Here is a 20,763-nt window from a genome sequence, read left to right on the forward strand (position 1 = left end):
GTCAGCCGCGCGGGGGCTCGGCCATGACGACCGGGTGGTCCTTGTGGATCACACCGACCTTCGCCGCGCCACCGGGCGACCCGACCTCCTGGAAGAACTCCACGTTGGCCTTGTAGTAGTCGGCCCACTCGTCGGGGAGGTCGTCCTCGTAGTAGATCGCCTCGACCGGGCAGACCGGCTCGCACGCACCGCAGTCGACGCACTCGTCGGGGTGGATGTACAGCGACCGGTCACCCTCGTAGATGCAGTCGACCGGGCATTCGTCGATGCAGGCGCGGTCCTTGACGTCGACACAGGGCTGGGCGATCACGTAGGTCACGGTGCGGGTGCTCCCTTCGGACTGAGCGTGGTCGAGTCTACCCGCGGCGCCCGGGAGCCCCGGACGGCGCGGCGTCCGAGGACGACGGAGCCGACGCCGCTGCGGCGCGGGCACGGAGTCCGGACAGGTCGGGCCACGCGAGCGCGAACGCCGCGATCGCCGCGGGTGCGAAGGTCCAGACGTACCCGGCGAGGTTCGCGAGCACGAGCGGTGACGACTGACCGCCGACGCTCACCAGGACCTGCGTGGCGACGATGATCGCGATGCCGGCCGCCGCGACCATCGTCCGCGAGCGGTACAGGAGCCGCAGTCCCACGACGAGCCCGAGCACGACGAGCGTGGTCAGGACCATGCCGACCGGGAAGCCCCCGAGCCGCTGCTGGTGCGTGACGGTCCCGAGTGCTCCGACGACCAGCCCGGCGACCGCCGCGGCGACGACCGCTGTGACCTTGCCCTGACGGCCGAGGTCGGCGAAGGTCTCGGGTGCCGGCGGGACCGGGTCGGCGTCGTGCCGGAACGCCTCCACCGCGGGGGCCGCCTGCCGGACCCCGTGCGGCATCACCCAGGTCAGGCGCTGCGGTTCGGCCGGGTCCACGCGATCCACCGTGACCTGCGACCGGTACTGCTCGACGGCGGCACGCACCTTCGCCCGGACGGGGACGACGTCGACGGTGAGGTCGACCTCGGCGGAGTCCGCGGGGACGATCATCGAGAAGGCGACCTCCTCGGCGCGGGCGGCGTACCGCGCGGCGTGGTGCACGCGCACGTGGTCCGGGTGGCCGTAGCCGCCGTCGTCGGCGTAGCTGACCACCGCGTCGGCCCCCGTGGAGCGGATCGCCGCGCGGACGTCGTCGACGACCTCGCCGAGGTCGGCCGCGGTGAGCGAGTCGACCGGCGCGTCGGCGGCGGCCGTGGCACGCCCGTCCGGCCCCCACTGCATGCCGGAGTCGGTGTACCGCCGCTCGGGCAGGTCGGTGGGGCGCGCTCCCCTGCCGCCGAGCCACAGGTGCGCCGGACCCCCGAGGGCGGCCAGCGCGGCGGCGATCTCGGTCTCGCGGTGCGCGGCCACTCGGGGACCGTCGCCGAAGAGCGGCGCGAGGGCTGCGGTGAGCATCTCCCCGCGTTCACCCCGGGTCGCGGTCAGGACCGTGACCTCGGCACCGAGCTCCAGCAGGGTGGCGATGGTCCCGCCGGACGACAGGGTCTCGTCGTCGGGGTGGGCGTGCACGAACAGGACGCGCTCGGGACGCGTTGCGGGAGCCTTGGACATCGCGTCCCAGGGTACTTCGCTACCGGGGCGTGACGATGTACGTCGCGGTGGCGCCGGCCTCGGAGTCGGACACGGTCAGGACCACGCGGTACGCGTCGCTCCGGAACAGCCCGAACGCGCTCGTCGCGTCGGCACGCTTCGCCGACTCGGTGTAGCCCGCCGCGGCCAGCTGCTCGTCCGCGGCGCCGAACTCGTCCACCGAGGCCACCCGGACCTGGACGACCCACCCGGTGCCGTCCGGGCCGGCCCCTCCGCCGAGGACGGTGCCGTCGACGAGCGGGACGTCCGCGGTCGGGAAGCCGGCCGGGACCTTCCCGTCGCTCGTCACGCCCGAGCCCGACAGCGCCGCGTCGAGCGCGCCGTCGATGCCGCCGGCGACCGAGGCCATGCCGTCCTGGACGGCCTTGCCGTCGATGCCCTGCACCGTCTCGCTCACGTTCGACGCGACCGAGGAACCGAGGTCGGTGGCCTGGCGGACGGCGTCGGCGGAGCAGCCGGTCAGGCCGGCGAGGGCGATGCCCGCCGTGACGGCGGCGATCAGGGTCCGGGGCGTGCGCATGGGCAGCACCCTAGGGCCACATCCGCCGGGCTCGGCGTGCGTTGGCTGTGGATCTCCCGCCCGCCGCGCCTCAGGACAGCCAGGCCCGGGCGGCGGCGGTCAGGGCGTCGACGCCGACGGGGATCGCGGTCTCGGCCTGCGGGGCGTAGAACGGCGAGTGGTTGCTCGGGACGTCGTCGCCGCGGCGGAACAGCTCGGGGTCGGTGATCCCCGTGAACCAGTAGACGAGCGGCACGCCGGCGGCCGTCGCGAGCTGCCCGACGTCCTCCGACGCCATCGCGAGCCCGATCTCCAGGTCGCGGGCGTCCGGCACGACCCCGCGGAGCGCGTCGAGCACCCGACGCGCAGCGTCCGCGTCGTTCACCGTGACCTCGGCACCCGGTGCCCGCTCGATGGTCGGGGCGGGCAGCCCGCCGGCGTCGCTCTCGGCGCGCACGATGCGCTCGATCGAGGCGATGATGCGCTCGCGGGTCTCCTCGTTCCGGGCTCGCGTCGAGATCTCGATGACGGCCTGGTCCGGGATGATGTTCGGGCGCGTCCCGGCGTGGAACGAGCCGACCGTGACGACCCCGGCGTCGGACGGCGAGACCTCGCGCGAGACCACGGTCTGCAGGCGCACGACGGCGCTGGCGGCGGTGACGATCGGGTCGAGCGACGCCTGGGGCGCCGAGCCGTGCGCACCGCGGCCGTTGAACGTGACCGTCAGGCGGTCGCTCGACGCCATCACGGGGCCGGAGCCGACCGCGACGACGCCGACCGGGGCCGGGGCCGAGTGCTGCCCGAGGACGACGTCCGGCTGGGGGAAGCGCTCGACCAGGCCGTCCTCGATCATCGCGCGGGCGCCGGAGATCACCTCTTCCGCGGGCTGGAAGACCGCCACGATCGTGCCGTGCCACGCACCGCGGTCGTCGACGAGGCGCTCGAGGGTGCCGAGCAGCCACGTGACGTGGATGTCGTGCCCGCAGGCGTGCATCGTCGGGACCTCGGCTCCGTCGTCGTCGCGGCCGGTGTGCGTGCTCGCGTACGGCAGACCGGTGCGCTCCTGCACGGGTAGGCCGTCGATGTCGGCGCGGAGCCACACGACCGGGCCGTCGCCGTTCGACAGGACGCCCACGACGCCCGTGCCGCCGACACCCGTGGTCACCTCGATCCCACCGAGCTCGGCGAGCCGGTCGGCGATGACGCCGGCGGTGCGGTGCTCCTGGAAGCCGAGCTCCGGGTGGGCGTGCAGGTCCTGGTACAGCGAGAGGAGATCGAGGGTCACCCGTCCACCGTAACCCCGGACCGGACCGCTCCGACGTCGGGCTGCACCGACGCCGACGGCCCGGCCACCTCGTGAGGTGACCGGGCCGTCGGACGGAGGGCGTGCCTCTCCCCACCGGCACGGCCTGAGCGCCGCTGGCGCGTCGCTCAGGAACCGGCGGCGTGGGCCCAGACCGTGCCTAGGCGTCCTGGCGCTTCAGGCGGGCGTACGAGCGCTGGCGGGCCTGCGCGTCGAGCTCGACCTTGCGGATGCGGACGGCGTCGGGGGTGACCTCGACGCACTCGTCCTCACGCGCGAACTCCAGGCACTCCTCGAGGGAGAGCTGGCGCGACGGCGTCATCGACTCGAAGGAGTCGGCGTTCGCCGAACGCATGTTCGTGAGCTTCTTCTCCTTCGTGATGTTGACGTCCATGTCGTCAGCGCGCGAGTTCTCGCCGATGACCATGCCCTCGTAGACCTCTTCGGTCGGGTTCACGAAGAACGACATGCGCTCCTGCAGGTTCGTGATCGCGAAGGGCGTCACCACACCGGAGCGGTCCGAGACGATCGAGCCGTTGATGCGGGTCTGGATCGGGCCGGCCCACTCGTCGTAGCCGTGGAAGATCGCGTTCGCGATGCCGGTGCCACGGGTCTCCGTGAGGAACGACGTGCGGAAGCCGATCAGGCCACGCGACGGCACGACGAACTCCATGCGGATCCAGCCGGTGCCGTGGTTCGTCATGTTCTCCATGCGACCCTTGCGCGCGGCCATGAGCTGCGTGATCGCGCCGAGGTGCTCCTCCGGCGTGTCGATCGTCATGTGCTCGTACGGCTCCTGCAGCTTGCCGTTCTCGTCACGGCGGGTGACGACCTGCGGCTTGCCGACGGTGAGCTCGAAGCCCTCGCGACGCATCTGCTCGACCAGAATGGCGAGCGCGAGCTCACCACGGCCCTGGACCTCCCAGGCGTCCGGACGCCCGATGTCCTCGACCTTGAGCGAGACGTTGCCGATGAGCTCGCGGTCGAGGCGCTCCTTGACCATGCGGGCGGTGAGCTTGTGGCCCTTGACCTTGCCGACGAGCGGCGAGGTGTTCGTGCCGATCGTCATCGAGATCGCCGGTGCGTCGACCGTGATGGTCGGCAGCGGACGGACGTCCTCGGGGTCGGACAGCGTCTCACCGATGGTGATCGTGTCGAAGCCGGCGACGGCGACGATGTCACCGGGGCCCGCGGACTCCGCCGGGTAGCGGTCGAGCGCCTTCGTGATGAGCAGCTCGGTGATGCGGGCGTTCGCGACGGTGCCGTCGTGCTTGACCCACGCGACCGTCTGCCCCTTCTTCATCGTGCCGTGGAAGATGCGGAGCAGCGCGAGGCGGCCGAGGAACGGCGACGCGTCGAGGTTGGTGACGTGCGCCTGCAGCGGGTGCTCGTCGTCGTACTTCGGCGCCGGGACGTGCTGCAGGATCGCCTCGAAGAGCGGCTCGAGGTCGTCGTTGTCCGGCAGCGTGCCGTCCTCGGGCTTGTTGCGCGACGCGGCACCGGCGCGGCCCGAGGCGTAGACCACGGGGACGTCGAGGATCGCGTCGAGGTCGAGGTCCTCGACCTCGTCCGACAGGTCGGAGGCCAGGCCGAGGAGCAGGTCCTGCGACTCGGAGACGACCTCGTCGATGCGGGAGTCCGGGCGGTCCGTCTTGTTGACGAGCAGGATCACCGGGAGCTTCGCGGCGAGCGCCTTGCGGAGCACGAAGCGGGTCTGGGGCAGCGGGCCCTCGGACGCGTCGACGAGCAGCACGACACCGTCGACCATGGAGAGGCCGCGCTCGACCTCACCACCGAAGTCGGCGTGGCCGGGGGTGTCGATCACGTTGATCGTGATGCGACCGCCCGGGTTGAACTCCTCGGCGTGCTTCCCGTTGTAGAGCACCGAGGTGTTCTTCGCGAGGATGGTGATGCCCTTCTCGCGCTCGAGGTCGTTCGAGTCCATCATGCGGTCTTCGCCCTCGAAGTGGGCGTCGAACGAGTTGGTCTGCGTGAGCATCGCGTCGACGAGGGTGGTCTTGCCGTGGTCGACGTGTGCCACGATGGCGACGTTGCGCAGGTCGGACCGGGTGGCGAGCGCCATACAGGACATCCTTCGGTGTTCAGGAGAAGATCGGGCGGCCGGTCGTCGTGGACACATGGCACCCGCGGGCAGAACGCCCGACACGCCAGTCTACCGGTAGTTCGCAACCATGAGGAGTACAACGCATGAGCCGTCGGCGAACGTGGATCGAGATCACGATCGTCCTCATGCTCTCGCTCGGCGGCAGCGCGCTGTACTCGGTCCTGCAGATCATCGACGACCTGTCCCAGACCACCCCGCTCGGCGAGCAGTCCACGGCGCTCAACACGTCGACCACGACCGTGCAGTACGTCGACCTCGCCCGGCAGCTCGTCGGCATCGCGGTCGACCTCGCCCCGGTCGCGCTGGTCTGCTACCTGCTCTGGAGCACGACCCGCCCGCACCTCCGACGGCTCGGCATCGACCGGTTCCGGGTCCGGCCCGACCTCGGCGGCGCCGCGCTCATCGCGCTCGGCATCGGGGTCCCGGGACTCGCGCTCTACTTCACCGGGCGGGCACTCGGCTTCACGGTCGACGTCGACCCCGCGGCGCTGAACACCTACTGGTGGACCATCCCCGTCCTGCTGCTCTCGGCGATCCGGTCCGGGCTGCAGGAGGAGGTCATCGTCATCGGGTACCTGTACGAGCGCCTCGGCGGCATCGGCTGGGGGCGGTGGCAGGTCATCCTGTCGACCGCGGTCCTGCGCGGGAGCTACCACCTGTACCAGGGGTTCGGCGCCTTCGTCGGCAACGCCGTCATGGGCGTCGTCTTCGGGTGGATCTACACCAAGTGGGGGCGGCTCCTGCCCCTCGTCATCACGCACTGCCTGCTCGACGCCGTGGTGTTCGTCGGCTACCCGTTCGTGGCCGCGGCCCTCCCCCAGCTGTTCCGCTGACCCGCTGACCGCGCGAGGACCTCGGTGCATCCGCCCAGCGCGTGTCCAGCGGGCCGGGGCGTGGTTCCCTGCCGGACGCCCTAGCGTGGGCGCATGCAGATCCCCGAGGTCGGTGAGCCAGCGCCGGGCTTCACCCTGCCCGGCACCACGGTGCGGGGCGGCGCCCGCACCGACGGCGAGTACGCGCTGTCCGCCGAGATCGGCCGGACGGTGGTGCTCGCCTTCTACCCGGGCGACGCCACCCCCGTCTGCACCGCCCAGCTCTGCAGCTACCAGGAGGAGCTCGACGACTTCGGCGACCTCGGCGCGGTGGTGTGGGGCATCAGCCCGCAGGCCCTCGACTCGCACGCGGCCTTCGCCCACGGTTCCTCGCTCACCTTCCCCCTGCTGAGCGACCCCGCCGGGGACGTCGTCCGCGCGTACGGACTCGTCGCGCCCGGCATCGGACTCCGCCGCTCGGTGTTCGTCATCGGGCCGGACGGCGTCGTGCGGTGGCGGCACGTCGGCCTCGTGGGGCTGCGCTTCCCGAAGGCGGCGACGATCCGGGCGCAGATCGAGCAGCTGGTCGCGTAGCGGGTCGACGGCAGTCGATCCCCTGAAGGTTCCACGGTGGGTGTTGACACACGAACGGGGCACGGGGACCATCAGAGGGACGAGCGGTCCACACGGACTCGCCTCCCCGGGGAATCGGGTCGTCCGGAGGTACGCGCCGGTGTGTCACGCCCGCTCCCCGGACGTCCCCGGGGAGGCGCTCTCGTCAGTCCCGCCCCCGGCCGTCACGGCACCGTGCGAAGGGTCGGCGCTCTCCACTCCGAGCGCAGCGGGTCGCCCGCAGGAGCCCTCCCCTACCATCGTCGGGTGACCCCCACCGTGATCGTCGCCCCCGGCATGCGCCGGCTCGCCGTCGTCCTCTGGGGCATCGCCGTCGTGCTCGTGCCCCTCGCCCTCGTCGGCGGCGGCTCCCCCTGGTTGGTCCCCGTGCCGAGCTGCTTCATCGCCCTGGTCGCCTGGGCCGTCTTCTGGCGCCCCCGCTTCGAGTGCACCCCGGACCACCTCCGCATCGTGGACGTCCGACGCACGAGCACCTACGACTGGCGCCGCGTCACCGAGATCCGCACGAAGTACGGCATCGAGGTCGTCACCAGCGAGGGTGTCCGCCGCACCTGGCTCGCCACCCGTCCCACCGCGCGGCTCGGCGAGACCAGCGGCCGGCCGGGAGGCACCACCCCCCTCGACGTCGACGCCGCGGCCCGCAGGATGCGCACCTTCGTCCCCGCGCCGGTCGAGCAGATCGGCCCACCGCCCGCGACGGTGGTCCCGGCGCGGATCGCGCACCGGGCGCACGGCTGGTCGGTGACCGGGATGGTCGTCCTCGGCGTCGCCGCGTCGATGGCCGCCGCGCAGCTCTGACCCGACCGCACGCCTCCTGCCCCGGACGCACGGGACCCCCGCCGCCCGGAGGCGACGGGGGTCCCGTGTGGAGGGGTGACTACTTGCTGTAGCCCACGTCCTGCCACTTGACGGAGCTCGACTGGAACTGCGCCGGACCGTAGTTCACGAGGTCCTTCCGCACGCCCCATGCGTAGGGCTCCGCGAACAGCGGGATGGTGCCGGCGACCGCGACGATCTTCTTGTCGATGGCCTGGGCGTCCTTGATCCGGGCACTCGCGTCGAGTTCGGCGTTCGCCTTGTCCCACGCGTCGCCGAGCGAGTCGTCGGTGACACCGGCGTAGTTCTGTCCGGCGTCAGCCGGGTAGAAGATCGACTTGAGCGAGGACACCGGGAACGGCGTGCCCTGCCACGCGAAGTACGTGGCGTCGAAGTCACGCGTCTCGGTGGTGATGTACTTCGTGAAGAAGTCGTCGGTCGGCACGGTGTCGATCGTGACCTTGAAGCCGGCCGCCTTCGTCTGCTGCTGCACGAGCTGCGCGATGTTCGCCGAGTTCTGGTTGTCCGACGGGATGACGAAGCGGACGTCGAGCTCCTTGCCGCCCTTCGACGCGTAGCCGTCCGAACCGATGGTGTACCCGGCGTCCTGCAGCTTCTTCTTGGCGTCCTCGACGCTGTAGCCGTAGACCTTCGAGGCGTCGTCCTCGTAGCCCTTCTGCCCCGGCAGGTACACCATGTTGTTGAGCACGTCGCCCGGGCTCTTCACCGGCGACAGGATCGCCTGGGCGAGCACCTTGCGGTTCAGCGACTGCGCGAAGGCCTGGCGGACCTCCTTGTCCTTGAAGACCTCGGAGGTGCCGTTGAGGGTCACGTGGCGCCAGGTGGTGCCGAGCGAGCGCTCGATCTTCGAGTCGGACCGGCTGTTCGCGGTCTTCAGGTTGTCGGCGCTGCCGTAGAGGTTGAAGGCGTCGAGCTCCTTGTTGGCGTAGGCCTGGGCGAGGCCGTCGCGGGACACGGTCTTGAAGACGATCGTGTCGAGCTTCGGGGTGTCGCCCCACCACTTGCTGTTCTTCTCGAACGTGAGCACGCCGCCGTTGGCGTCGAAGGACTTCAGGATGTACGGACCGCCGGAGACGAAGGTCTTGCCGTCGGCCGCGTACGGGCCCTTGGCCCACGCCTTGTTGAAGTGGTCGGGGGTGTCGACGGCCCAGGCCGGGTAGATGCCGGAGAGGACGCTCGCCCAGTCGGCGTTCGTCTTCTTGAAGGTGATGACCACGTCACGCTCGTCGGAGCCCTGCTCGACGGACTCGACGTCCTCCCACACGTTCGTGGCGAGCGGCGCGAAGGCCGGGTTCGTGCCGTTGAGGGCCTTCCAGTTCGCCGCGACGTCCTTCTCGGTGATCGGCGTGCCGTCGGACCAGACGGCCTTCGGGTTGATCTTGATCTCGACGGTCTGCGGCGAGTCCTTCGTCAGCTTCACCGAGTCCGCGAAGTCCGGGTTCGCCTCCCAGTCGCCGTTCTCCTTGAACTGGATGAACCCGGGCAGGTACACCCCCGCGATCGTCTGGTCGTCGACCGTCCCCGAGTCGAGGTTGCTGATCTGGAAGTTGGCGGGAGCCGAGTCGATCGGCAGCGTCAGCGAACCGCCGTCCTTGACCGAGTCGCGGTCCGCGCTCGTCCACCCGGTCGACTTCAGCGACGACTGGGCGACGGCGGAACTGCTCTCGCCCGCCGTCCCACCACCGGAGCAGCCGGCGAGCACGAGGGCTGCGGCGGCCGCGGTGGCGAGCACGGCGGTGGTCTTGATCCTCATTCGCATCGCGAGGATCCCCTTTCGATGTGTCTGCGCTGAGCGCCTTGCGACCCCGACGGCCCCTGCCGTCGGGTCTGTTGGTTGAGAACCCTAACCACATCCGCAGCGACCACAAGAGTCCCTGCGAGGAATCGAAACACGGCTGTAACACATGTTGCATAGCGTCACTTCGCATCACCACGACGTGGTCGGATGGGGTTACGCTCTCGTCACCGACAACGCCGTCCGTACCCCTAGCGAGGTCCATCGTCCATGCTTGCCTTCATCGCGAAGCGGATCGTCAACTACGTCATCCTGACGATCGTCGCGACGACCCTCGGGTACCTGCTCGCCAGTTCCACGCTGAACCCGGCGTCCCGGTTCCTCGGCCGCAACCCAGCCGTGCCGCAGGGCACGATCGACGCCTCGCTGCAGAAGCTCGGCGCCGACCCGGGCACCCCGCTGCTCGTCCGCACCTGGGACTGGTGGACCGGGCTCGTCACGCACGGTTCCCTCGGCATCAGTGCCCGCGGCACCGAGGTGACGGCGGACATCGTCGCCCGTGCCGGCACGAGCCTCCGCCTGCTCGTCATCGGCACGCTGCTCGGCGCGCTGTTCGGTGTGCTGCTCGGCGTCTGGAACGCGGTCCGGCAGTACCGGACGTCCGACCAGGTCTCGACGTACCTGTCGTTCGCGGTCCTGGCCACGCCGCCCTTCGTCATCGCGGTCGTCCTGATGATCCTGGCCACCTCGCTCAACAACGCGACCGGCACGCAGCTGATCAGCTTCACGGGTGAGTACACCCCGGGGGTGACCGGGTTCCTCCCCGTCCTCGGCGACCGACTCGTGCACCTGTTGCTCCCCACGATCTCGCTGACCGTCGGCGCCGTCGCGTCGTACTCGCGCTACCAGCGGTCGGCGATGCTCGACGTCCTGTCGAACGACTTCATCCGGACGGCCCGGTCGAAGGGCCGGACGCGCGGGTCGGCCATCATGCGGCACGGCGTCCGGGTCGCGCTCATCCCGATGTCGACGTTCTTCGCGTACTCGTTCGGGCTGATCCTGACCGGCGCGAGCATCACCGAACTGGTCTTCAGCTGGCACGGCATGGGCGAGTACTTCGTGCAGAGCATCACCAACAACGACATCAACGCGGCAGCGGGCACGATCCTCTTCACGGCGGTCCTCGTGCTCATCGCAGGCACCCTCGCGGACCTGCTCTACGCCGCGCTCGACCCGCGAGTGAGGGTGTGACCCGTGTCCGTACTCGACCCCACCACCACGACCACCGCCGGTGACCCGACCGACGGCGCTGCCGGCGAGCCGGCGCACGTCGTCGAGGTCACCGGCGGCCGGACGCCGCTCTGGCGCAAGGTCTTCGGCACCTGGCGCGCCCGCATCGGCGGCGGCGCGCTGCTGCTCATACTCCTCTGGGCCTTCGTCGGCCCGTACCTGTACCACTGGAACGCCGTCGACTCCGACGGGCTCGCGTTCGGCGCCGCTCCGAGCGCCGCCCACTGGTTCGGCACGAACGACATCGGTCAGGACATCTACGCGCAGACCCTCGTGGGCCTGCAGAAGTCGCTGCTCATCGGCCTCATCGCCGGGCCGGCCGCCACGCTCATCGCGGGCATCGTCGGCGCGATCGCGGGCTACTTCGGCGGGTTCGTCGACCGCGCGCTCGTCTGGGGCATCGACCTGCTGCTCGTCATCCCGTCGTTCTACGCGCTCGTGCTCCTCAGCCCGCTGTTCAAGAACCTCAGCTGGGTGGCGCTCATCATCGGTCTGGCGATCTTCGGCTGGATGATCATGGCGCGTGTCATCCGCGGCCAGACGATGTCGCTGCGGGAGCGCGACTACGTCAAGGCCGCACGGTTCATGGGCGTGCCCTCGTTCACGATCATCCGCCGGCACATCCTGCCGAACGTGGCCTCGCTGCTCATCATCGACGCGACGCTCGGCGTCGGCGCGATGATCCTGTCCGAGAGCGCGCTGAGCTTCTTCGGCTTCGGCATCCAGGTGCCCGACGTGTCCCTCGGCACCCTGCTCGCCGCGGGCAGCCAGTCCGCCGTCACCCGCCCCTGGCTCTTCGTGCTGCCGGCCGCGACCCTCGTCGCGACCGTGCTGTCGACCAGCCTGCTCGGCGACGCCCTGCGCGACGCCATCGACCCCACCTCTGGAGCCAACCGTGACTGAGCCGCTGCTCACCGTCTCCGACCTGTCCGTCACGTTCAACCCCAGGACGAAGCCGGTCCACGCGGTCCGCGGTGTCGACTACTCGGTCCGCCAGGGCGAGTTCCTCGGCATCGTCGGCGAGTCCGGCTCGGGCAAGTCGGTGTCCTCCATGGCCGTGATGGGCCTGCTGCCGTCCTCCGCGCACGTCGAGGGCAGCATCCGGTTCGACGGCCAGGAGCTCGTCGGCCGCTCCGACCGCGAGATGTCCCGGCTCCGCGGCAGCGACATCGCGATGGTGTTCCAGGACCCGCTCTCCGCGCTGACGCCGGTGTACACGATCGGGCAGCAGATCATCGAGGGCCTCAAGCTGCACGACCGGGCGCTGAGCGCGCAAGCCGCCCGGGTCCGCGCCGAGGAGCTCCTGCGCGCCGTGGGCATCCCGAACCCCGCCCGCCGGCTCGACGCGTTCCCGCACGAGTTCTCCGGCGGCATGCGGCAGCGCGCGATGATCGCGATCGCCATCGCGAACGACCCGAAGCTCATCATCGCCGACGAACCGACCACGGCGCTCGACGTGACGATCCAGGCGCAGATCCTCGACGTGCTGCAGACGGCGAAGGACATGACCGGTGCCGCCGTCGTGCTCATCACGCACGACCTCGGCGTCGTCGCCGGCAACGCCGATCGCGTCGCGGTCATGTACGCCGGCCGGATCGTCGAGACGGCGCCCGTCGGGCCGCTGTTCCACGAGCCGGTGATGCCGTACACGATCGGTCTGCTCCGCTCGATGCCGAACATGACCTCGTCGCGCGCCGAGCGGCTCGTGCCGCTCGAGGGCCGACCGCCGCTCCTCACCGCGAAGCCGACCGGCTGCCCGTTCGCGGACCGCTGCCCCGCGGTCCTCGACGCCTGCCGTGACGGCGAGCCGGCCCTGCTCGCGCCGAGCGTCCCGGCCGGGGCGGACAACCCCGTGCTCACCGGAGCCGTGCCGACGATCTCGAACGGCGCGTTCGACGACGACCACGTCGCCGCCTGCATCCGACGCGACGAGATCGCCGCCGGCACCCTCGCGCGCTCCGAGATCTTCCCCCGCCCCGAGGACGTCCCCGAGTCGACGATCGACCACGGCGACGACGTCGTGCTCGAGCTGCAGGACGTCGTGAAGACGTTCCCGCTCACCAAGGGTGCCGTCTTCCGCCGCCGCATCGGCGAGGTCCACGCCGTCGACGGGATCTCGCTGACGCTGAAGCGCGGGCAGGTCCTCGGACTGGTCGGCGAGTCCGGCTGCGGCAAGACCACGACGATCATGGAGATCCTCGAGCTCGCCGGCGCCCAGCAGGGCACCATCCGGGTCAACGGCGTCGACACCGGCACGCTGTCGAAGCGCGACCGCCGAGCACTCCGCAGTGACATCCAGGTCGTGTTCCAGGACCCGATGGCCTCCATCGACCCGCGGCTCGACATCGGCTCGGTGATCGGCGAACCGCTGACCGTGCACGGGGTCGCGAAGGACGAGATCCGCCGACGGGTGCGCGACGTCCTCGAGCTCGTCGGCCTCGAGCCGAGCTACATCGACCGGTACCCGCACGAGTTCTCCGGCGGGCAGCGGCAGCGCATCGGCATCGCGCGGGCGCTCATCGTCGAGCCGAAGATCCTCGTGCTCGACGAGCCCGTGTCCGCGCTCGACGTGTCCGTGCAGGCCGGCGTCATCAACCTGCTCGAGGATCTCAAGCACCGTCTGGGCCTGTCCTACCTGTTCGTCGCGCACGACCTGTCCGTCGTCCGGCACATCGCCGACGACGTCGCGGTCATGTACCTCGGCCGGATCGTCGAGTACGGCGAGGGTGACCGCGTGTTCGACGACCCGCAGCACCCGTACACCCGCGCACTGCTGTCCGCCGTGCCCGTGCCGGACCCCGACGCCGAGGCCGACCGAGGTCGCATCCTGCTGCAGGGCGACCTGCCCTCGCCGACGGAGCGCATCGACGGCTGCCGGTTCCGCACCCGGTGCCCGCTCTACCAGCTCCTCGACGAGGGTCGTCAGCAGCAGTGCCGGACGATCGACCCCCGGCTGCAGGACGTCGCCGGTCGCGGTGTGGCGTGCGTGCAGACCGACCAGGAGCACCTGCTGACGGAGCACGCGGCCGCAGCGGCGGTCTGACCCACCGACGGACGGGAGCCGCGGGGCGGGGCGGCCCCGCGCCTCCCGTCCGGTGCGTGGTTCCGCGCTGCTGAGCCGCGCCGCGGCGCTGGGTCGTGGTGCCGATTGCGGTCCGCCGCGCGAGCGGGCCTCGTCCGTCACGTCCGGACCGCCGGGTCGACGTGTCCTGCCCGCTCGGTGCGCCCGGCGCGCGCCGGATCACGAGCGGGCGGAACCGGCCCGCGCACCGGGCTCGGTGCCGCACGATCCGCCCGCTCGCGAGGAGCGGCCACGAGCGGGCGGAACCGCACCGCCTGCCGGCGTCGGCGCCACGGGAACCGCCCGTTCGCGTACCGAGGAGCGTCGAGCACGGCGCCCGACGGTCGAGCGGGCGGAACCGCACCACCCCCCGATGTCCGCACGGCAGGATCCGCCCGCTCGGCGCGAGCCGCGCACGGTCCGCCCGTCCGGGAGGAGCGACCGCGAGCGGGCGGAAGACGCCGTGCGCGTCGGTGAGCGGGACGGAGAATGCCCGCTCGCGACGGGGCGGGACGGCGAGCCGACGACGGACGGGAGGCTCGGGGCGGGCCCGTCACGCGCCTCCCGTCCAGCGAGCGGTCGCCGTCAGCGCGGCGCGGTCAGCGCAGGGCGACGCTCAGCAGCGAGACCGCGAGCAGGGCGAGGGCCACCGCCCCGACGAGCAGGGCCTCGCGGTCCCACCCGCGGTGCACCGCACCGCCGGCGGCCCCGGCATCGCGCCGAGCCGCCCAGCGGTCGAGCAGCACCCGCATCTCGTCGGGCTGCGGGAGCGTCCGGGGCTCGCCCCGCCGCGCCGGCTTCGGGCGCGGCAGCGACGGCCCGCCCCAGCACGCGACCTTCCGACCGTCGGTCGTCTCGACCACGATCTGCCACCGCAGCCGGACGTCGGCGACCTCGCCCCACGGCACGCGCGTGACGCGGAGCGGGTTGACGACGGTGAGCGCATCGTCGTCGAGTCGGATCGACGGCCGGTACGTCAGGACCCAGAGCGCCCAGAGCAGCACCGCGAGCGGGCCGACCGCGGCGAGCACGACGTCCCAGCTCCCGCGCACCCCCGCGTCGACGAGCAGCAGCAGGGCCAGGACGGCGACGAGGCCGGACGTGACCGCTCCCCCGCGACCTGCGCGGAGGACGGTACGTCCGGCCTCGGTGGTGCCCAGACGGATCAGCGCCCGAACTCGAACCCGGCACCCGGGATCGCGGCGAGCAGGTCCTTCGTGTACTGCTCCTGCGGGGAGGCGAAGACCTCGTCGGTCGTCGCCTTCTCGACGATCTGCCCCTTGCGCATGACGCAGACGTTGTCCGCGACGAGGCGGACGACGGCGAGGTCGTGCGTGATGAAGAGGTAGGTCAGGTCGAGCTCGGTCTGCAGCTCGGTCAGCAGGTCGAGGATCTGCCCCTGCACGAGCACGTCGAGCGCGGAGACCGCCTCGTCGAGCACGATGACCTCGGGCTTCAGCGCGAGTGCACGGGCGACGGCGATGCGCTGCCGCTGGCCACCGGACAGCTCGTTCGGGTAGCGGTTCACCATCGACTTCGGCAGGGCGACCTGGTCGAGCAGCTCGAGCACGCGGGCCCGGCGGCTCGCCTTGTCGCCCACCTTGTGCGTGGCCAGGGGCTCGGCGATCGTGTTCCCGACGTTGTACATCGGGTCCAGCGAGCCGTACGGGTCCTGGAACACCGGCTGCACGCGGCGGCGGAAGTCGAAGAGGTCCTTCCCCTTCAGCTCGCCGATGTCGATGCCGTCGAAGGTGACCGACCCGCTCGTGATGGACTCGAGCTGCAGCACGAGCTTCGCGACGGTCGACTTGCCCGAACCCGACTCCCCGACGAGCGCCGTGGTGGTGCCCTTCGGGATCGCGAAGGACACGTCGTCGACGGCCTTCAGCTCACGGGACTGCAGGTTCTTGCCGCGGAGCTTGTAGACCTTCTGGAGGTTCTTCACCACGATGAGGTCCTGCTTCGGGTGGTGCTCCCGCTCCTGGGCGCGGGCGATGAGCTCGTCGTCCTCGCTCCCGGCGTCCGCGATGTCGACCCGCTGGTGCTGCACCTTCGACTGGATGCGGCGGCTCGCGAGCGAGGGGGCCGCGGCGACGAGGCGCTGCGTGTACGGGTGCTGCGGGTTCGCCAGGATCTCCTTGGACGGACCCGACTCGACGACCTGCCCCTTGTACATCACGACGAGCTTCTCGGCGCGCTCGGCGGCGAGTCCGAGGTCGTGCGTGATGAACAGGACCGAGGTACCGAAGTCGCGGGTCAGCGTCTCGAGGTGGTCGAGGATGACCCGCTGGACGGTGACGTCGAGCGCCGAGGTCGGCTCGTCGGCGATGAGCAGCTGCGGGCGGCTCGACAGACCGATGCCGATGAGCACGCGCTGCCGCATGCCGCCGGAGAACTCGTGCGGGAACTGCTTGAGCCGGGTGGCGGCGTCACCGAGGCCGGCCTCCTGCAGCACCTCGACCGCGCGGGCGCGGATCGCGTGCTTGCCGGTGGCCATGCCGTTGGCCTTGATGGCCTCCTCGACCTGGAAGCCGATCGACCACAGCGGGTTGAGGTTCGACATCGGGTCCTGCGGGACGTAGCCGATCTCCTTCCCGCGGATGCCGGCCATCTCCTTGTCGGACAGCCCGACGAGCTCGCGCCCGTTGAACTTGATCGACCCGCCGGTGACCTCGCCGGTGCCGGCGAGCAGCTTGATGATCGCCTGCGCGCTGGTCGACTTGCCCGAACCGGACTCGCCGACGATCGCCAGGCGCTCGCCCTGCTCGAGAGTGAAGTCGACGCCGCGGACGGCCTGCACGAGACCGCTCTGGGTGCGGAACCCGACCTGCAGGCCGGAGACCTCGAGCAGCGGCGCGCCGGAACCGGCCGGACGACGGGTGGTGGGATCGGTGAGCGTCTCAGTCATCGACGGGCCCTCGCCTTCGGGTCGAGCGCGTCGCGGACCACGTCGCCGAGGAGCAGGAACGCGAGCACGGTGATGGACAGGGCGGCGGACGGCCAGAAGATCGTCGACGGGTTGGTGCGGATCGACGTCTGCGCGGTGCCGATGTCGAGGCCCCAGCTGAGCGCCGACGGCGGCAGCCCGATGCCGAGGAACGACAGGGTGGCCTCGGCGACGATGAACGAACCGAGCGACACCGTCGCGATGACGATGACCGGTGCGATCGCGTTCGGGATCACGTGGCGGACCAGCGTGGTGAAGCGGCTGACGCCGAGCGCCGCGGAGGCGGTGACGTAGTCGGACTGCTTCGCGCTGAGCACGGCGCCGCGCATGATGCGGGCGATCTGCGGCCACGCGAACGCGGCGAGCACGAGGGCCACCGTGATCGCGTTGCGCGCCGGGATGACCGACATGATCACGATCGCGCCGAGGATGGTCGGGATCGAGAAGAAGATGTCACCGATGCGGGAGACGATCGTGTCGAGCCAGCCGCCGTAGAAGCCGGCGAGGGCGCCGATGATGATGCCGACGAGCGACACCAGGATCGTGGCGACGAGGCCGACGATGACCGAGCTGCGCGCACCCCAGATGACACGGGCGTACACGTCGTAGCCCTGGCGGTTGTACCCGAGCGGGTGACCCGGACGGGCACCCTCGTCGCTGAAGTCGAGGTTCGCCGCGCGCGGGTCCACGTGGGTGAACAGCCCGGGGAAGATCGCGACGACGAGCACGAGCAGGATGAGGACCGAGGAGATCCAGAAGGTCGGTCGGACGCGCATGGAGTCCCACGCGTCGGTCCAGGTCGACCGGGTCTTCTCGGACTCGTCGACCTGGTCCACCGCCTGCAGCGGCGTCTCCTCGATCGGCGCGACGTAGTGCGTCGCGGAGCGGGGTTCGGCGTTACTTGGCATAGCGGATCCTCGGGTCCAGGACGGCGTAGAGCAGGTCGACCAGGAGGTTGGCGAGCATGAAGATGATGACCATCACGGCGACGAAGGAGACGACCGTGGGGCCCTCGCCGAGCTTGACGGCGCGGAAGACCGTACCGCCGACACCGTTGATGTTGAAGATGCCCTCGGTCACGACCGCGCCGACCATCAGGTTGCCGATGTCGACACCGAGGTAGGTCACCACGGGGATGAGCGAGTTGCGGAAGATGTGCACGCCGACCACGCGGCGACGGGGCAGGCCCTTCGCGGTGGCGGTCCGGACGAAGTCCGCGTTCATGTTCTCGGCGACGCTCGCACGCGTGAGTCGGACGATGTACGCGAACGAGACCGTCGCGAGCACGATCGCCGGGAGCACGAGCTCCGACCACGGCGCCTGACCGGAGACGGTCACGCGGAACAGCCCGAGCTGGATGCCGAAGACGTACTGCAGCAGGAAGCCGACGACGAAGGTCGGGACCGAGATGAGCAGCAGCGAGACGACGAGGGCGGTGGTGTCGAACCACTTGCCCTTCTTCAGCCCCGCGATGACGCCGACGACGATGCCGGCGACGGCCTCGAACAGCAGGGCGAGGAGCGCGAGGCGCGCGGTGATCGGGAACGCCGACGCGAGCTGCTGCGACACCGGCAGGCCCGAGTAGGTGACACCGAGGTCGCCGCGGAACACGCCACCGATCCACAGCAGGTACTGCACCAGGAACGGCTTGTCCAGGTTGTACTGCTGCCGGAGCTGCTCGATCACCTGCGGCGACGGCTGGCGGTCACCGAACAGCGCGGCGATCGGGTCGCCGGGCAGCGAGAAGACCATGAAGTAGATGAGGAACGTGGCCCCGAAGAAGACGGGGATGAGCTGCAGGAGGCGCTTGCCGAGGTACCAGAGCATCAGATCGCTCGGTCCTGCGCGGGGCGCATGTCGTTCAGGTTCATGTCGTGAAGGGGTGGACGGCTCGCGGGTCGGCACGGGTGTCCGGTGCGGGCGGCGGCGCCCGCGGTGGTGGGGGTGGTGTTGCCGCCGAGGTACGGGGGCCCGGAGACCGTGTGGTCTCCGGACCCCCGTCCGGTGGCCGCGGAGCAGGATACCTGCTCGCGGTGGGTCTCCGCGGTGTTCGACCGCAGGGAGACCGGTGTTACTTGGTGACCTCGATGTCGTAGTACAGCGGCACGGAGTCCCAACCGAACTTGACGTTCTTCACGTTGTCGGCCGACCAGACGCCGGTGACGTTGGAGTACCAGAGCGGGATCTCGGGCAGGTCCTTGAAGAGCAGCTCCTGGGCCTGGTCGAAGATCTTGTTGCCCTCTTCGACGGTGGCGGCCGAACGGCCCTTCGCGAGCAGGTCGTTGTACTCGGTCGAGTCGTAGCGCGCGTAGTTGCTCGACGAGCCCTCACCCATGGTCGGGCCGAGGAAGTTGTACAGCGACGGGTAGTCGGCCTGCCAACCGGTGCGGCTACCGCCCGTGAGCTTGTCCTGCGTCTGCGCGTCCAGGGCTTCCTGGAACGTCGGGATCGCCTTGCCCTCGGCCTTGATGCCGAGCGTGTTGGAGATCGAGTTGGTGACCGCGGTCACCCAGGCCTCGTGGCCGCCGTCCGCGTTGTAGGCGATCGACAGGGTCTCGTCGTACGGCGAGATCTTGTTCGCCTCGGCCCAGAGCTTCTTGGCCTCGTCGGGGTTGTACTCGAGCACGTCCGAGCCCTCGAGGTCGCCGTTCCAGCCGGAGATCACCGGGGAGGTGAAGTCCTTGGCCGGGGTGCGCGTGCCGTCGAAGATCTTGTCGGTGATCTGCTTGCGGTTGACCGCCATCGACAGGGCCTCACGACGGAGCTTGCCCTCGTCGCCGCTCCAGTGCTTCAGGTAGTAGGGCAGGTAGAAGCCCTGGAAGATCGCCGCGGCCTGGTTGACGTTCGAGTCGGGGAAGTCCGACTTGTAGGTCTGGAAGGCGCTGTCCGGGATCGCGTCGAGGACGTCGAGGTTGCCGCCCTGCACGTCCGCGTAGGCGGTGTCCTGCGAGGTGTAGAACGTGATCGTCAGACCACCGTTCTTCGGCTTGCGCTTGCCCGCGTAGTCCTTGTTCGTGACGAGCTTGATCGACTGGTTGTGCGTCCACGCACCCTTGCCGTCGAGCTTGTACGGGCCGTTGCCGATCGGGTTCTCGCCGAACGCCTTGGTGTCGTCGTAGAACGACGACGGCAGCGGCATGAACGCCGAGTAGCCGAGCGACAGCGGGAAGTCCGACTGCGCCGACTTCAGCGTGACGGTGAACTCGTCGTCGCCGACGACCTTGAGGCCGGTGAGCTTCGAGTCCTTGTCGGCGTCGTAGCCGACGATGTTCTCGAAGAAGTAGCTCGCGCTCTGCGCGTTCGACTTCTGCGCCGCCCAGTCCCACGCCTTCGTGAAGGACTCGGCCGTGACCTTCTCACCGTTGGTGAAGGTGTAGCCGGTGTTGAGCTTGATGTCGTAGGTCTTCGAGTCATCGGTGTCGATGCTCTTCGCGACCTCGTTCACCGGCTTGCCGTCGGCGTCGTAGGAGACGAGACCCTCGAAGATCGACGTGATGATCTTGCCGCCACCGGTCTCGGTGGAGTTCGAGGGGATGAGCGGGTTCTGGGGCTCGGAGCCGTTCGTGGTGACGATGCCCGACGCGTTGGTCGAGCCCGAGTCACCGCCGTTGCTGCTGCCGTTGCTGGAGCAGCCGGTCAGGGCGATTGCTGTGGCCCCGAGCACGGCGAGGGCAGAGAGCCCAGCGCGCTTCTTGATCAAGGTTCCTCCTGGTGCATGGGACGCGCCAGGCACAGAGGTGCTGCCGGGCGCGCTTGTCCTTGCACTGTAGGCAGTGCCAGGACCCCCGACCAAACCCAGCGACCATCGGTTACAAACCGGAAACCAAGTTGCAGGATCGTTGCGAGAGGATGCAAGATTCGGGCGCTCGCGCCGGGGCCGTGCGGGTTTGTTG

Annotated in this window: 17 protein-coding genes; 6 read left to right on the top strand and 11 right to left on the bottom strand. The window is 70.2% G+C overall.

Annotation, left to right across the window (positions count from 1 at the left end; genetic code table 11):
- Position 1: 1 nt before the first annotated feature.
- The 5 genes from fdxA to typA all read right to left on the bottom strand — a co-directional run bounded on the left by fdxA (position 2) and on the right by typA (position 5,513).
- Positions 2 to 319, bottom strand: a complete 318-nt coding sequence (gene fdxA, locus Cus16_RS05570) for a ferredoxin (protein WP_069711637.1) — start codon at positions 317 to 319, stop codon at positions 2 to 4.
- A gap of 37 nt (positions 320 to 356) precedes the next feature.
- On the bottom strand, positions 357 to 1,589 hold the full coding sequence (locus Cus16_RS05575; protein WP_069711638.1) for a PIG-L family deacetylase: 1,233 nt from the start codon (positions 1,587 to 1,589) through the stop codon (positions 357 to 359).
- Between the two features lie 19 nt (positions 1,590 to 1,608).
- Positions 1,609 to 2,148 (bottom strand): hypothetical protein, encoded by a 540-nt coding sequence (locus Cus16_RS05580; protein WP_069711639.1) that lies wholly within the window; start codon positions 2,146 to 2,148, stop codon positions 1,609 to 1,611.
- Between the two features lie 70 nt (positions 2,149 to 2,218).
- Positions 2,219 to 3,412 carry an amidohydrolase gene (locus tag Cus16_RS05585; protein ID WP_069711640.1) on the bottom strand — a complete coding sequence of 398 codons (1,194 nt, stop codon included), beginning with the start codon at positions 3,410 to 3,412 and terminating at the stop codon, positions 2,219 to 2,221.
- Positions 3,413 to 3,590: 178 nt separating this feature from the next.
- The gene (gene typA, locus Cus16_RS05590; RefSeq protein WP_069711641.1) at positions 3,591 to 5,513 is read right to left on the bottom strand and encodes a translational GTPase TypA; all 1,923 of its coding nucleotides are present in this window, start codon (positions 5,511 to 5,513) and stop codon (positions 3,591 to 3,593) included.
- Between the two features lie 125 nt (positions 5,514 to 5,638).
- Here typA and Cus16_RS05595 point away from each other — a divergent pair, with 125 nt between their 5' ends.
- The 3 genes from Cus16_RS05595 to Cus16_RS05605 all read left to right on the top strand — a co-directional run bounded on the left by Cus16_RS05595 (position 5,639) and on the right by Cus16_RS05605 (position 7,798).
- Complete coding sequence (locus tag Cus16_RS05595) at positions 5,639 to 6,388, top strand: CPBP family intramembrane glutamic endopeptidase (RefSeq protein ID WP_069711642.1); 750 nt, start codon at positions 5,639 to 5,641, stop codon at positions 6,386 to 6,388.
- A 93-nt stretch (positions 6,389 to 6,481) separates the two neighbouring features.
- The gene (locus Cus16_RS05600) at positions 6,482 to 6,961 is read left to right on the top strand and encodes a peroxiredoxin (protein WP_069711643.1); all 480 of its coding nucleotides are present in this window, start codon (positions 6,482 to 6,484) and stop codon (positions 6,959 to 6,961) included.
- Between the two features lie 285 nt (positions 6,962 to 7,246).
- A complete protein-coding gene (locus Cus16_RS05605) occupies positions 7,247 to 7,798 on the top strand; it encodes a PH domain-containing protein (RefSeq protein WP_069711644.1) in 552 nt (183 codons plus the stop codon).
- Between the two features lie 79 nt (positions 7,799 to 7,877).
- On the opposite strand, the gene Cus16_RS05610 is transcribed toward Cus16_RS05605, so the two are convergent.
- On the bottom strand, positions 7,878 to 9,590 hold the full coding sequence (locus Cus16_RS05610) for an ABC transporter family substrate-binding protein (protein ID WP_069711645.1): 1,713 nt from the start codon (positions 9,588 to 9,590) through the stop codon (positions 7,878 to 7,880).
- Positions 9,591 to 9,842: 252 nt separating this feature from the next.
- Between Cus16_RS05610 and Cus16_RS05615 the strand changes: the two genes are divergently transcribed.
- Genes Cus16_RS05615 through Cus16_RS05625 form a run of 3 tightly spaced genes read left to right on the top strand, consistent with a single transcriptional unit; the run spans position 9,843 to position 13,905 of the window.
- The gene (locus tag Cus16_RS05615) at positions 9,843 to 10,823 is read left to right on the top strand and encodes an ABC transporter permease (RefSeq protein WP_069711646.1); all 981 of its coding nucleotides are present in this window, start codon (positions 9,843 to 9,845) and stop codon (positions 10,821 to 10,823) included.
- 3 nt (positions 10,824 to 10,826) lie between these two features.
- Positions 10,827 to 11,765, top strand: a complete 939-nt coding sequence (locus Cus16_RS05620; protein WP_069711647.1) for an ABC transporter permease — start codon at positions 10,827 to 10,829, stop codon at positions 11,763 to 11,765.
- On the top strand, positions 11,758 to 13,905 hold the full coding sequence (locus Cus16_RS05625) for an ABC transporter ATP-binding protein (protein ID WP_083263738.1): 2,148 nt from the start codon (positions 11,758 to 11,760) through the stop codon (positions 13,903 to 13,905). Before Cus16_RS05620 ends, Cus16_RS05625 begins: the two co-directional genes overlap by 8 nt.
- Positions 13,906 to 14,522: 617 nt before the next feature.
- Here the strand turns inward: Cus16_RS05625 and Cus16_RS05630 are convergent.
- The 5 genes from Cus16_RS05630 to Cus16_RS05650 all read right to left on the bottom strand — a co-directional run bounded on the left by Cus16_RS05630 (position 14,523) and on the right by Cus16_RS05650 (position 20,570).
- On the bottom strand, positions 14,523 to 14,975 hold the full coding sequence (locus Cus16_RS05630; protein ID WP_069711649.1) for a PH domain-containing protein: 453 nt from the start codon (positions 14,973 to 14,975) through the stop codon (positions 14,523 to 14,525).
- A gap of 113 nt (positions 14,976 to 15,088) precedes the next feature.
- Positions 15,089 to 16,831: a dipeptide ABC transporter ATP-binding protein gene (locus Cus16_RS05635; protein ID WP_069711650.1), complete on the bottom strand. Its 1,743-nt coding sequence runs from the start codon at positions 16,829 to 16,831 to the stop codon at positions 15,089 to 15,091.
- A complete protein-coding gene (locus Cus16_RS05640) occupies positions 16,828 to 17,778 on the bottom strand; it encodes an ABC transporter permease (protein WP_069711651.1) in 951 nt (316 codons plus the stop codon). The genes Cus16_RS05635 and Cus16_RS05640 overlap by 4 nt, the downstream gene beginning before the upstream one ends.
- On the bottom strand, positions 17,768 to 18,697 hold the full coding sequence (locus Cus16_RS05645; protein ID WP_069711652.1) for an ABC transporter permease: 930 nt from the start codon (positions 18,695 to 18,697) through the stop codon (positions 17,768 to 17,770). Before Cus16_RS05645 ends, Cus16_RS05640 begins: the two co-directional genes overlap by 11 nt.
- Positions 18,698 to 18,941: 244 nt before the next feature.
- Positions 18,942 to 20,570, bottom strand: coding sequence for an ABC transporter substrate-binding protein (locus tag Cus16_RS05650; RefSeq protein WP_069711653.1), 1,629 nt, complete (start codon positions 20,568 to 20,570; stop codon positions 18,942 to 18,944).
- Positions 20,571 to 20,763 lie beyond the last annotated feature (193 nt).

Origin of the sequence: Curtobacterium sp. ER1/6 (assembly GCF_001742745.1) — a bacterium.
GTDB lineage: Bacteria > Actinomycetota > Actinomycetes > Actinomycetales > Microbacteriaceae > Curtobacterium > Curtobacterium citri.

What these genes read in the sequence shown, in the direction of transcription:
- Cus16_RS05575 (WP_069711638.1), bottom strand. Translation starts at nt 1,589, where the DNA reads ATGTCCAAGGCTCCCGCAACGCGTCCCGAGCGCGTCCTGTTCGTGCAC.
- Cus16_RS05580 (WP_069711639.1), bottom strand. Translation starts at nt 2,148, where the DNA reads ATGCGCACGCCCCGGACCCTGATCGCCGCCGTCACGGCGGGCATCGCC.
- typA (WP_069711641.1), bottom strand. Translation starts at nt 5,513, where the DNA reads ATGGCGCTCGCCACCCGGTCCGACCTGCGCAACGTCGCCATCGTGGCA.
- Cus16_RS05595 (WP_069711642.1), top strand. Translation starts at nt 5,639, where the DNA reads ATGAGCCGTCGGCGAACGTGGATCGAGATCACGATCGTCCTCATGCTC.
- Cus16_RS05600 (WP_069711643.1), top strand. Translation starts at nt 6,482, where the DNA reads ATGCAGATCCCCGAGGTCGGTGAGCCAGCGCCGGGCTTCACCCTGCCC.
- Cus16_RS05610 (WP_069711645.1), bottom strand. Translation starts at nt 9,590, where the DNA reads ATGAGGATCAAGACCACCGCCGTGCTCGCCACCGCGGCCGCCGCAGCC.
- Cus16_RS05615 (WP_069711646.1), top strand. Translation starts at nt 9,843, where the DNA reads ATGCTTGCCTTCATCGCGAAGCGGATCGTCAACTACGTCATCCTGACG.
- Cus16_RS05635 (WP_069711650.1), bottom strand. Translation starts at nt 16,831, where the DNA reads ATGACTGAGACGCTCACCGATCCCACCACCCGTCGTCCGGCCGGTTCC.
- Cus16_RS05640 (WP_069711651.1), bottom strand. Translation starts at nt 17,778, where the DNA reads ATGCCAAGTAACGCCGAACCCCGCTCCGCGACGCACTACGTCGCGCCG.
- Cus16_RS05645 (WP_069711652.1), bottom strand. Translation starts at nt 18,697, where the DNA reads ATGCTCTGGTACCTCGGCAAGCGCCTCCTGCAGCTCATCCCCGTCTTC.